Origin of the sequence: Arthrobacter sp. cf158 (assembly GCF_900106835.1) — a bacterium.
Classification (GTDB): Bacteria; Actinomycetota; Actinomycetes; order Actinomycetales; family Micrococcaceae; genus Arthrobacter.
On sequence record NZ_FNNR01000011.1, the window covers coordinates 82,374 to 95,028 of the forward strand.

The 12,655-nt window shown below is 61.8% G+C and carries 10 protein-coding genes; 9 read left to right on the forward strand and 1 reads right to left on the reverse strand.

The features are described 5' to 3' along the window. Nucleotides 1–177: 177 nt before the first annotated feature. The 3 genes from BLW08_RS20000 (at nt 178) to BLW08_RS20010 (ending at nt 3,607) form a co-directional block, all read left to right on the forward strand. Entirely contained in the window at nt 178–1,122 is a 945-nt protein-coding gene (locus BLW08_RS20000) for a carbohydrate ABC transporter permease (protein ID WP_091327525.1), read from the forward strand. Beyond that, the gene (locus BLW08_RS20005) at nt 1,115–2,044 is read left to right on the forward strand and encodes a carbohydrate ABC transporter permease (protein WP_090816765.1); all 930 of its coding nucleotides are present in this window, start codon (nt 1,115–1,117) and stop codon (nt 2,042–2,044) included. Before BLW08_RS20000 ends, BLW08_RS20005 begins: the two co-directional genes overlap by 8 nt. Nucleotides 2,045–2,230: 186 nt before the next feature. Continuing rightward, nucleotides 2,231–3,607 carry an ABC transporter substrate-binding protein gene (locus BLW08_RS20010; protein ID WP_091327528.1) on the forward strand — a complete coding sequence of 459 codons (1,377 nt, stop codon included), beginning with the start codon at nt 2,231–2,233 and terminating at the stop codon, nt 3,605–3,607. Between the two features lie 88 nt (nt 3,608–3,695). On the opposite strand, the gene BLW08_RS20015 is transcribed toward BLW08_RS20010, so the two are convergent. Beyond that, nucleotides 3,696–5,714 carry a beta-galactosidase gene (locus BLW08_RS20015; RefSeq protein WP_091327531.1) on the reverse strand — a complete coding sequence of 673 codons (2,019 nt, stop codon included), beginning with the start codon at nt 5,712–5,714 and terminating at the stop codon, nt 3,696–3,698. Nucleotides 5,715–5,932: 218 nt separating this feature from the next. Between BLW08_RS20015 and BLW08_RS20020 the strand changes: the two genes are divergently transcribed. The 6 genes from BLW08_RS20020 to BLW08_RS20045 all read left to right on the forward strand — a co-directional run bounded on the left by BLW08_RS20020 (nt 5,933) and on the right by BLW08_RS20045 (nt 12,614). Further along, entirely contained in the window at nt 5,933–7,219 is a 1,287-nt protein-coding gene (locus tag BLW08_RS20020; RefSeq protein ID WP_091327534.1) for an ABC transporter substrate-binding protein, read from the forward strand. Between the two features lie 49 nt (nt 7,220–7,268). Then, nucleotides 7,269–8,222, forward strand: coding sequence for a carbohydrate ABC transporter permease (locus tag BLW08_RS20025; protein WP_091327536.1), 954 nt, complete (start codon nt 7,269–7,271; stop codon nt 8,220–8,222). 5 nt (nt 8,223–8,227) lie between these two features. Further along, entirely contained in the window at nt 8,228–9,145 is a 918-nt protein-coding gene (locus BLW08_RS20030; protein WP_091327649.1) for a carbohydrate ABC transporter permease, read from the forward strand. A 21-nt stretch (nt 9,146–9,166) separates the two neighbouring features. After that, nucleotides 9,167–9,808: a Poxvirus protein I5 gene (locus tag BLW08_RS20035; protein ID WP_091327538.1), complete on the forward strand. Its 642-nt coding sequence runs from the start codon at nt 9,167–9,169 to the stop codon at nt 9,806–9,808. Nucleotides 9,809–9,915: 107 nt separating this feature from the next. Further along, nucleotides 9,916–11,199 (forward strand): MFS transporter, encoded by a 1,284-nt coding sequence (locus BLW08_RS20040; RefSeq protein WP_091327542.1) that lies wholly within the window; start codon nt 9,916–9,918, stop codon nt 11,197–11,199. A 122-nt stretch (nt 11,200–11,321) separates the two neighbouring features. Next, the gene (locus BLW08_RS20045; RefSeq protein ID WP_091327545.1) at nt 11,322–12,614 is read left to right on the forward strand and encodes an ABC transporter substrate-binding protein; all 1,293 of its coding nucleotides are present in this window, start codon (nt 11,322–11,324) and stop codon (nt 12,612–12,614) included. Nucleotides 12,615–12,655: the final 41 nt, after the last annotated feature.

Here is a 12,655-nt window from a genome sequence, read left to right on the forward strand (position 1 = left end):
GGACCCGAATCCCGGCCTTTCACGGGGAAGCGCCAGAAGAACGGCGGCGCCCCGGACGGCAAGCACCAATCAGACTCGAACTCCGTGGATGGCCACGATGACCAAAGGAGACCACATGGCCGCTGTTACACACACGGGGACGCCGCAAGGCGTTCGCGCTCCGGCGAGGGGGAAGCAATGAGCGCAATTGGCGAACTCTCTACGATGACCCGCCGCAAGGGCCCCATGACCAAGGAAGAGAAGAAGGCCAACGGCCGCGACAACAAGGCCGCCTACGTCTTCCTTCTTCCCTGGCTGCTGGGCCTGGCCGTCATCACCGTGGGCCCCATGCTGATGTCCTTGTACCTGTCCTTCACGGACTACAACCTCCTTCAGCCGCCGGAATGGGTTGGCCTGGACAACTTTGTCCGGATGTTCGGCGATGCCCGCCTCCACAACTCCCTGCGCGTCACGTTCACGTACGTTCTGGTGGGTGTTCCGCTCCAGTTGGCCGTGGCCCTGGTGATTGCGCTGGTCCTGGATAAGGGTCTTCGGGGCCTTCCGTTCTACCGCTCCATCTTCTACTTGCCCTCCCTGCTGGGTGGCTCCGTTGCTGTTGCCATCCTGTGGAAGCAGATCTTCGGCACCACAGGCCTGGTGAACCAGGTCCTGGCGATGGTGGGCATCGAGGGACCGGGATGGATTTCTGACCCCAACACTGCCCTGGGCTCCATCATCCTGCTGCACGTCTGGACTTTCGGCAGCCCCATGATCATCTTCCTGGCAGGCCTGCGCCAAATCCCGGTGATGTACTACGAGGCGGCCAAGGTGGATGGTGCAACCACCCTTCAGCAGTTCTGGCGGATCACGCTGCCGATGCTGAGCCCCATCATCTTCTTCAACCTGGTGCTGCAGATCATTGGCTCGTTCCAGTCGTTCACCCAGGCGTTCATCGTCTCCGGCGGCAATGGCGGCCCGTCCGACTCCACCATGTTCTTCACCCTGTACCTGTACCAAAAGGGCTTCGGCCAGTTCGACATGGGCTACGCCTCGGCGATGGCCTGGTTGCTGCTGGTCATCATCGGTGTCTTCACTGCAATCAACTTCATCGCTTCAAAGTATTGGGTGTTCTACGATGACTAAACTCCAGACCCTCCCCGCCGCTACCTCGTCCGACGCCAAGTCCGGCAAGAGCCCGCGCCGCCGTGAGTCCCGGGGAAACCTGGCCTTCAGCCGCAGCGCCCGCATCAAAGGCCTGATCAAGCACGCCATATTGATCCTTGTTGGTGGCGTGATGATCTACCCGCTGCTGTGGATGGTGGTTTCCTCACTCCGCCCCAACGACCTCATCTTCCGCGAACCCGGCCTCTGGCTGGAGAACCTGGAAATGAGCAACTACACCGATGGCTGGTCAGCGCTGACGCACCCGTTCGGGCACTACATGATCAACTCAGCGATTGTGGTCCTGGGCTCCATTGTCGGCAACCTGGTTTCCTGCTCCATGGCCGCGTACGCCTTCGCCCGCCTGCAGTTCAGCGGCAAGAAGCTGTTCTTCGGCATCATGCTGTTGACCATCATGCTCCCCTTCCATGTGGTGATCGTGCCGCAGTACATCCTGTTCTCGCAGATCGGCTGGGTGAACACCTTCTGGCCGCTCATCGTGCCCAAGCTCCTGGCCACGGATGCGTTCTTCGTGTTCCTCATGGTCCAATTCATCCGCGGTATCCCCAAGGACCTCGACGAAGCAGCCCGCATCGACGGCGCCGGCCACCCCAGGATCTTCCTCCGCGTCATCCTGCCCCTGATGGTCCCGGCCTTGGCCACCACCACCATCTTCACGTTCATCTGGACATGGAACGACTTCTTCGGTGCTCTCATCTACCTGACGGATCCGGACATGTTCACGGTGCCGGTAGCCCTGCGGGCCTTTGTTGACTCGCAGTCCGCCACGAGCTGGGGATCGCTCTTCGCCATGTCCATCGTGTCCTTGCTCCCCGTCTTCCTGGTGTTCCTGTTCGGCCAGCGATTCCTCATCAAGGGCATCGCCACCACCGGCATCAAGTAAGCCGGCCGTTCCGCCAGAAGGGGGCGGCGCCTGCCGCCCCCTTTTCGGTGAGCGCCGCCGTCGGGCATGTCCAAGAAGTAGTACAAGTTGGCATCTTGTCATACAAGAATGTGACTTGTACCATAATGATCAGCAAGAAAACGCTTTCTCATATCGCATCAAGATCAATGAAGATCGGAGACATCAGTGCCGGTAAATCCAAAGGGTGAAGCAGTCGCCCCCGCACCAACAACGGCAGGCGCCCCGGGCTCCAAGGCCAAGCGCTCCACGCGCAAGCTCCGGGCGTCAGCCCTCGTCGCAGCTACAGCTGCCGCAGTCCTCGCACTCACCGCCTGCGGTGGCGGCGGAGGATCCGACGCAAAGAGCGCCGATGGCAAGGTGGAGCTTCGCTTCGCCTGGTGGGGTGGCGACAAGCGGGCCCAGGTAACCCAAGCGGCCATCGCGGCGTTCGAAGCCGAGAACCCCAACATCAAGATCAAGCCCGAGTATGGCGACTGGAGCGGCTACTGGGACAAGCTGGCCACCCAGGTTGCCGCCAACGATGCCCCGGACATCATCCAGATGGACGAAAAGTACATCACCGAGTACTCCACGCGCGGCGCTCTCCTGGACCTCTCCAAGTACGACGTTGATACCTCCAAATTGGATGAGGCAGCCCTCGACGCAGGCAAGGGCGAGAAGGGCCTGACGGGCATCGCGGCAGGCATCAACGCCGCCACTATCCTGGCCAACCCGGCCGTCTTCCAGGCAGCTGGCGTGGCCCTGCCCGACGACAAGACCTGGACCTGGGAAGACTTTGAGCGCATCTCCGCCGAGGTCACTGCCAAGTCGCCCAAGGGTACGTACGGCGCCGCCGCCTACGGAACCGATGAGGCATCCCTCGGAGTGTGGCTGCGCCAGAATGGCAAGTCCCTCTACACCGAGGACGGCAAGCTGGGCTTCGAGCCATCGGACATCGCCGAGTGGTGGAGCTTCCTGAAGGAACTGAGCGAGAAGAAGGCAGTCCCGTCCGCATCCGAGGTTGTTGAAGCCGAGGCAGCACCGCTGGACCAGAGTGGCTTGGCTACGGGCAAGAACGGCCTGGCCTTCTGGTGGTCCAACCAGCTCCCTGCCCTGGAAAAGGCTGCCGGCGGCGAACTTCAGATCCTCCGCTTCCCCTCCAAGACGGGCAAGGCTGCTGACGCGAAGCTTTGGTACAAGGCCTCCCAGTTCTGGTCTGCTTCTTCGCGCACCAAGCACCCTGAAGAGACTGCCAAGTTCATCAACTTCCTCACCAACAACGTCAAGGCCGGCGAGGCACTCCTGGCAGACCGCGGCGTCTACCCGAACTCCGAGGTCCGTGAAGCCATCGCTCCCAAGCTCGCCAAGGCTGACGTGAAGGTGGTGGACTTCATTGACCAGATCAAGAGCGAGCTTGGCGACGCCCCGGCAGCCCCGCCGAAGGGCGCCGGTGCCATCCAGGAAATCGTGAAGCGCTACACCTCCGAGGTCCTGTTCAACAGGCTCTCCACGGAGGAAGCGGGCAAGAAGGCCGTAGACGAAATGAAGTCCGCGATCAGTTAGTTTTTCAGTAACGGGAACCGCGCCCCGGGTTGGTCCTTCAGGATCACCCGGGGCGCGGTTTTTTTGCGTGTGCTCTCCGTGGCTTGGGTCAGTCTTCGGCGATGACGGCCACGGCTCCGGCGGGTACCACCCCGGTGAAACGTGCACCGCTCAGAAGCTCGGCGCCGTCGGCCTTCACCGCGGCGTCCTCCCGGCTGTGGTTGATGGCGAACAGGAAGGTGCGTCCGTCCTCCGCGCGCCGCCGCGTGAGTTCGACGCCGTCACTCGCCTCAGTCACGGCCATCAGCTGCGCTTCTTCCACCAGCCGCGCGGTCAGGGCCTCGATGCCGGCCGCATCCGGAAGGGTGGCCAGGTACCAGGCCGAACCCGCGCCGACGCTGCGCCGGGTCAGTGCCGGGACGCCGTCCAGGGGGTAATCGGTAAAGCGTGCCAGGACTTCGGTGGATTCTGCCGCGGAAACGTGTTCGCTCCACACCGATCCCACGGTTCCATCGCTCAACGTTACCGAGGTGCCGGGGAACAGCGGGTGGAATTCCTCGCTGCGAACACCCAGCAAATCGCGGAAGGCGCCGGGATATCCGCCCAAGCGAACGTGGTCCTGCTCGTCAACAATGCCGCTGAAGTAGCTGATCAGAACCGTTGCGCCACCTTGGGCGGCCGATGCGATTGACGCGGCGGCCGCGTCTGTGACGGCGTAAAGGGTGCAGACCAGGATGAGGTCATAACCGGACAAATCCGAGGACGGGTGGACGAAGTCCGCGGTGATCCCGCGCTTGTACAGTGAACGGTGGAAGGCCCGCATGGTGTCGAGGTATTTCAGCGAATTATGCGGGTGCGAATCCAGTTCCGAGGCCCACCAGGCCTCGTAGTCGAACACGATCGCAACGCGGGATTCCACCTTCGATCCCTTGACGGTTTCCAGCGCGGACAAGGCCTCGCCGAGGTCCACCACATTGCGCCACACCTGGGTGTCGCGGCCGCCGTGGGGAACCATGGCCGAGTGGAACTTCTCCGAGCCGGCCTTGCTTTGCCGCCACTGGAAGAACATCACAGCATCGGCGCCGCGGGCCACGTGCGTCAGTGAGTTGCGGAGCATTTCGCCGGGCATCTTGGGCTGGTTGTGCGGCTGCCAGTTGACCGCCGACGTCGAATGTTCCATGAGGATCCAGGGTTCTCCGCCCGCCACGCCACGGGTGAGGTCGGCGCTGAAGGCGAGCTCGATCCCGCGTTCAGGGTCCGCCGCCACCAGGTAATGGTCGTTGGCGATGACGTCCATGTCCTTGGACCAGTCAAAGTAGTCCAGGGTCTTGGTGGCGCTGGAGACCATGAAGTTGGTGGTCGCCGGGATGCCAGGGGTGACTTCGCGGATCACGGCCAGCAGCTCGCGGTAGTAGTCGATGAAGGCCCAGGAGTTGAACCGGGCGAAGTCCAGTTGTTGCCCGGGGTTGAGGGTGGTGGGCGCCGCCCCTGGCGGGATGATCTCGTCAAACGATGCGTAGTGCTGGGACCAGAACGCCGTTCCCCAGGACTCATTGAGTGCCTCGATGGAGCCGTATCGGCGTTCAAGCCATGCGCGGAACGCGGCGGCGTCTTCTTCTCCGTGGAACTCGCCAACGTGGCAGCCGAGTTCGTTGTCCACGTGCCAAAGAGCCAGGGCCGGGTGGTCCTTGTACCGTTCGGCGATGACGCGCGTCATGGTGGTGGCGTAACGGCGGTAGACAGAGGACGACGGCGTGTAGTGGCGTCGTGAGCCCCGCTCAAGTCTGGTTCCTTCCGCTGTGACGGGTAGGATTTCCGGGTATTTGCGGGCCAGCCAGGCAGGGGGAGAGGCCGTGGCGGTCGCCAGCGCCACCTTGATCCCGGCCTCGTGCAGGTTGTCCATGACATCGTCCAGCCAGCCGAAATCGTAGTTTCCCTCAGTGGGTTCCAGGAGGCCCCAGGAGAAGATGCCGACGCTCAGGAAGTTGACCCCGGCTTCCTTCATGAGTTCGATGTCCTCGAGCCGGATGTCTTCGGGCCATTGTTCAGGGTTGTAGTCGCCGCCGTAAGCGAGGCCGTCGATGCTGTTCCAGACAGATCGACTGCGTGGGATTTCGGTGGAGGTCAAGGGGACTCCTTCGTCAGGTTGGCCGGACTGGTGCGGATGGTACTGAAGGCATGAGTGCAGCGTATCGATGAAAAACCATCGGGAAGCAGTTCTTTGGAAAACGCTTGCCCAGATTCCGGTTTAGGGATATTGTATCGATTCAGAACGAGTGTAAGCGAGATCACTGCCACGTTGTAGAGAACTCACCAAGCTTGCACCAACTGAGCAAGGAGGCTCTCATGATCGATAGAAGGAAATTCCTCACCACGGTGGCTCTCGGCACTGCATCCGCCGCGTTCCTCTCCGCTTGTGGCCAATCCTCGTCGCCGGCCCAGACCGGTTCCGCGGACAATCCCGTCACCATTACCTACACCTGGTGGGGCAACGACGACCGCGCCGAGCGCACCCGTAAAGCCATTGCCCTGTTTGAGTCCAAGAACCCGGACATCAAGGTCAACGGCAACTTCTCCGACTTCGCTGGGTACTGGCAGAAGCGCGCTACCGAAGCTGCAGGCGGCGGCCTGCCGGATGTCATGCAGTGGGACCTGTCCTACCTCCGCGATTACGGCCAGCGGAACCAGCTCCTGGATCTTGGCACCGTGAAGGTCAACACTGACGCCTTCGAGAAATCCCTCCTTCCCTCGGGCCAGATCCGCGGCAAGACCTACGGCATCCCCACCAGCACCAACGCGTTCGCTGTCTATTACGACCCCGCCAAGCTCGCGGCCCTGGGCATCGCCGAGCCGGACGGCAGCTGGAACTACAAAGAGTTCAACGCTTTCCTGACCGAGGTTGGCCAGAAGGGTAACGGCACCCTGTTCGGCGGCACCGACTACACCGGTATTTGGTGGAACTTCAACATTTGGCTGCGCCAGAACAACATCCAGGCCTTCACCGATGAAGGCAAGCTTGGCTTCTCCAAGGATGACCTGAAGAAGTGGTGGAACCTCACCGCGGACCTGCGCGGCACCGGCGCGATTGTGGGCGAAGACAAGGCCACCCAGTTGCTGCCCAAGTCCCCGTTCGGCTCCAACGTCACGGCCACGGAAGTCACCTGGGACAACTTCATGGCAGGCTACCTTGCGGACTCCGGCGCCAAGGAACTCAAGCTCGTCCCGGTTCCCTCGGACGATCCTGACAACCTGGGCCTGTTCCTCAAGCCCTCCATGCTCATGGTGGCCAGCGCCAAGACCAAGTACAAGGATGCTGCTGCCCGCTTCATCGACTTCATGGTCAATGATCCCGAGGTGGGTCAGATCTTCAAGACCTCCCGCGGTGTCCCGGCGTCGAAGACCCAGCGCGATGGCACCACGTTCGAAGGCACGGACAAGCTCGTGGTCGATTATGAGAAGTCCATTGAGAAGTACCTCAAGGACGCCCCGGAGCCGCCCATCGTTGGGTTCGGCACGCTGGAGTCCACGTTCAAGCGGGTCACGCAGGACCTGAACTACGGAAAGCTGACCGTGGACGGCGCAGTTGATGTGTGGTTCAAGGAAGCCGAAGACCTTATCAAGCAGAACGCCTAAGCAGACCGTCTGTGTCTGATCCGCGCTTCCCGACTGACGGACTGATCTTGTGACTCAAAGCCCAACCTTGAGCAGGCGCGCAGCGTCGTCCGCTCCCTCGCAGCCGCGTAAGTCGCGGCGGCGGGGGGCGGATGCCCGCGCCGGCTACACGTTCCTGTTGCCCTGGCTGCTGGGATTCATCGCCCTGACCGTGGGTCCGATGATTTCCTCGCTGTACCTCTCCTTCACCAACTACAACTTGTTCGATGCCCCCAAATGGATCGGTTTCGATAACTACGTCTCGCTGTTCCAGGACGAACGGTTCCTGCAGTCGGTAGGGGTGACCATGCAGTACGTGGTCTTCGGTACCCCGTTGAAGCTCGCGGCGGCGTTGGCGATCGCGATGCTGCTCAACAGCAAGCGCAAGGGCCAGGGTTTCTACCGGTCCGCGTTTTACGCCCCCTCGTTGATTGGCGCGTCCGTGTCCATCGCGATCGTCTGGAAGGCCATGTTCGGCGATTCCGGCCCGGTGGACCAGGGCTTGTCCTTCTTCGGGATCAACCTTGGCGGCTGGGTGGGCAACCCGAACATGACCATGGGCATGATGATCCTGTTGACCGTGTGGCAGTTCGGTGCCCCGATGGTTATTTTCCTGGCCGGCCTCAAGCAGATCCCGGCCGACCTATATGAGGCGGCGTCGATGGACGGTGCCGGCCCGGTGCGGAAGTTCATGAACATCACCTGGCCCATGCTCTCCCCGGTGATCTTCTTCAACCTGCTGATGGAAACCATCCACGCCTTCCAGATCTTCGCCTCGGCCTACATCATCTCCAACGGTGAAGGCGGCCCGGCAGGATCCACCCTCTTCTACACCCTCTACCTGTACTTGCGCGGTTTCTCCGATTTCCGGATGGGTTACGCCTCGGCAATGGCTTGGCTCCTGGTGATCGTGGTCGGCATCATCACGCTGATCTTCTTCAAGACCTCCAAGTCCTGGGTCCACTACAGCGGTGATGCAAAGTGACAACCATGGCAACCCCCACCCAGAACCAACCAACAACGCCTACAACGCCGGCACCGGTGTACAACCCGAAATCCGAATCCGTTATGGCCAGGCGGATCAAGAGCACCATCTTCCACATTGTCGCTTTGGCACTGGTGGCAATGGTCCTCTACCCGGCCCTATGGATGATCACGTCGTCCTTCAAGCCCAACTCCGAGATCGGCGGCGCCAACAACGCGCTGTGGTCCAACAACTTCAGCTTCGATAACTTCGCCACGGCCATGGAGGGGATTGGCGGGGTCTCCACGCTGACGTTCTTCACCAACTCCTTGATCCTGGCCGTCGGTGCCGTGGTGGGCACCGTCCTCTCAGCCAGTATCTCGGCCTATGCCTTCGCCCGGATCAACTTCCCGGGCCGTGGACTGTTCTTCGGCATGATGATCGCCACCTTGCTCCTGCCCTTCCACGTGGTGATCATCCCGCAGTACATCGTGTTCCAGCAGCTGGGCCTCGTGGACACCTACGTGCCGTTGCTGATCGGCAAGTTCCTGGCCGCTGACGCGTTCTTCGTGTTCCTGATGGTCCAGTTCATGCGAGGCCTTCCGGCCGAACTGGACGAAGCCGCCCGCATCGACGGCGCAGGACACGTTCGCATCTTCGGATCCATCATGCTGCCCCTCATGAAGCCGGCCCTGATCTCCACCTCGATCTTCTCCTTCATTTGGAGCTGGAACGACTTCCTGGGCCCGCTTCTTTACCTGAACACCCCGGAAAAATACCCGCTGCCGCTGGCGCTGCGGCTTTTCGTGGACCAGACCCAGTCCTCGGACTACGGAGCCATGATCGCCATGTCCGTCCTGGCACTCCTGCCCGTACTGGTGTTCTTCCTGGTCTTCCAGCGCTACATCGTCGAAGGTGTTTCGACGCAGGGCCTCAAGGGCTAGGGAACAGCGGAAATGAGCACTATGGACGCCACAGGCAAGTCGTCGGGGAAACCCGGAATTCCGGTCAACCGCTTCGCCCTCTTCGCCGAGACCATCCTGGCGGGAGTCATCGTGCTCCTCCTTTCCCTTCCCTTGGTGACGGCGCCGGCTGCCTACGCGGCCGGCGTCGCGCACCTGGAACGGCACCTCAGCGGCAGGGATGATTCACTACGGAGCTTGTGGGGGAATTTCCGTCGTGCGCTGCCCGGCAGCTGGAAGATTGGAATCACGACGGCGGCGGCCGCCGTCGTGATTGTCCTTAACCTGCTGCTCGCTCTGGTGGGGCAACTGCCCGGCCGGGCAGCGATCCTGCCCGCCACGCTGGTTCTAGCCGCGGCAGGCGCGGTGCTGTTCCTGCGGATCGCCGCCAACTGGAGCGGGAACGTTACCTGGACCGGCGACGCCGGCCAGCAACCCGGCGTCGTTTCCGGCCCGCAACAATGGGCTGCCGCATATGCCAGCGCCAAGGCTGACTCGCTGCGCGACTGGAGCGGTTCGCTCCTGTTGCTGGCGGCTGTGTTCATGGCAGTTGTTTTCGTTTGGATGTTGCAGGCCTTGTTCGTGATCGTGCCCGGCACCCTGGTGCTGGCCGCTGCGGCCATCAAAATCCGCTCCCACCGCTGAGAGTTTTTCTACAGCTCATGCCCTTCTGGAGCCTCCTTCAGGGCATTGGTGTACAAAAAACTCCATAAAAATCCAACCAAACCCCGCTGAATCGAGCAGACCACCCCGTGTCGCCGCGCCCGTTCCCACTGCGCCCACAATCCACAACGCCCCGTGCACGCACCACCGAGTCCTGGCATTATCCGCTGCGGCACCACAATTACCGGATCTTCGTCGCACTCTCCTTGGTGGGGAGCGGCGGGGTGTGGATGCAGAGGTTGGCGCAGGACTGGCTTGTCCTCCAGCTGACGGGCAGCCCGGCCGCTGTAGGCCTCGCCGTAGCACTCCAGTTCCTGCCCATGTTGGTGGTGGGCCCCATCAGTGGCGTGCTGGTGGATTTTTTCCCGAAGCGCCGCATCCTTCTGGTGTGCCAATCGGTGGCTGTGCTGCTGGCGGCCGGGCTGGCAGTCTGGAATGCGATGGGCGGCACTGACGTGTGGGTGGTCTATGCCTCGTGCATTGCTTTGGGCATCACCAGCGCCATTGATGGGCCCGCACGCCAAGTATTCGTCAACGAGGTGGTGGGCGATGCCGGTCTGCCGGCAGCTATTGGCTTGAACAGTGCAATCGGCCAGTTGGGGGCCATGGCGGGCCCCGCCTTGGGCGGCGTTGTCATAGCCCACGCCGGACCTGCAGCAGCCTTCGCTGCCAACGCTGGCTTAGGCGTGGCGGTCCTGGTGATGATCGCGTCCATGAGGCCGGGGGAGTTGCATCATTCCCCGGCGGCGCCTGAACCGGGAGCCAAAAGGGGCCAGATCCTGGCCGGATTCCGCTTTGTCCGTGCCCGGCCGCCTCTGCTGTTGGTCATGCTTCTTGCGGGTTTGTTGGGTGCTTTTGGCATGAATGGCCCCGTGGTCCTGGCGGCCTTCGCGGACGGGGTGTGGCATAGCGGGCCGGCCGGTTTCGGCCTGTTCAATACGGTCAGCGCGGTGGGAGCTTTGGCCGGGGCGTTGGTGGCCACCAGGATCAAGCGTTTTGGCCGGAAGGGGATCGTGGCCAGCGCAGGGCTCTTCGGCCTTACGCAGCTGCTCGCGGCGCTGATGCCCACGCAGGAGTGGTTTGTGGTGATGCTCATCGTGGTGGGATTCATGACCTTGGTGTTCCTCACCAGTGCAGCAACAGCTGTACAGCTCGAGGCCGGTGCAAGTGTCCGTGGGCGGGTCCTGGCCCTGTACTTCCCGTTGCTGCTGGGAGGTCACGCTGTGGGTGGCCTGCTGGCGGGGTGGCTCACGGAGGACTTCGGGGTGCGCGCTGGCTTGGTGATCACAGGTGCCCTGGGAATGTTGTCTGCAGTGGTGATTGGATTGGGACTCTGGAGGTTTTCGCTCCATCGAGTCCACAAAGCGTCATGAGCGCTTTTGTTAAAAGTGATAGCTCAAACAAACAAAAACTCCCTTGACGAGTGACGTAGCGCACACTTACTCTGAGAAAGCGTTTTCTCCCCGGTAGCGCACGACTCAGATAAGGACGTTTGATGTCTCCTCGAGCACGCAGAAAATTAGCGGCGAAAGTCGCAGCAGCCGCGGCCGCCGTCGCCATCACCATGACCGGTTGTGGCGGCGGATCCCAGCAAGCCGCCTCCGATGGAACCGTCACCCTTCGCTTCAGTTGGTGGGGGTCGGATGTACGCCACAAAATGACGCAAAAGCTTATTGATGCGTTCGAAGCAAAAAACCCGAACATCAAGATTAAGGGCGAGTACGGCGACTGGTCCGGTTATTGGGACAAGCTGGCCACCCAGGTTGCCTCCCAAGACGCCCCTGACATCATCCAAATGGACGCTGCTTACTTGGGAGAATATGCCGGGCGCGGTGCGCTGCTGGAGCTCAAGGACGTGGATCTGGGCAAATTTGACCAAGCGGTTGCCGACGCCGGCAAGGTGGAGGGCAAGCAATACGCCGTCACCGCTGGCGTGAACGCGCAGGTAGTGCTGGCCAACCCCGCTTTGGTGGCGGCCAGTGGCGTCACTCTTCCGGACGACAAGACCTGGACCTGGGACGACTACAACAAGACCGCAGCCTCCATTACGGACAAGAGTAAGAGTGGTGTGTACGGCTCAGGTGCCGTCAGCGGCGATGCGCCCATGAACCTCTGGTTCCGCCAGCATGGCAAGGTACTCTTCACGTCCGATGGCAAACTCGGCTTCGATGAGGGCGATTTGAAGGGTTGGTACGAATACCAGGCCGAGCTGCGCGATTCGAAGGCCGTGCCGCCCGCCTCCGTGATGACTGAAGACGTCACCGCCTCAGTGGATCAGCAGGGGCTCGCCACCAACCGGTTCGCCTTGGCCTGGTACTGGTCCAATCAGTTGGGCGCCCTCACCAAGGCCTCGGGCCAGGCCTTGGAAATTCACCGGCCGCCCAGCACAGATGGCACCGCGGCCGGCGCGGAGCAGTTCTACAAGTCCTCCCAGTTCTGGTCTGCCAGTTCCCGGACCAAGCACCCGGCCGAAGTCCAGAAGTTCATCGACTTCCTCTCCAACAGTGTTGAAGCAGGGGAGATTGCACTGGCCGACCGCGGCATTCCCGGCAACTCCGAAGTCCGGGCCGCAGTCCTGCCCAAGCTGACGCCCGAAGACGCGGCCACGGCCAAGTTCATCGATGAGATCTCCTCGGAACTGGGCGATGCTGTTCCTGTTCCGCCGGCAGGCTCAAGCTCGGTAGTAGAGGCTTTTGGGCGCTACGCCATGGAAGTCCATTTCAACCGGATGTCACCGGCTGACGCGGCCAAGAAAGCCATGGACGAAGCCAAGAGCACCCTGGGCTGACTCCCACCGAGATGACAGTTGACGCCACTTCCCCCGGGGAA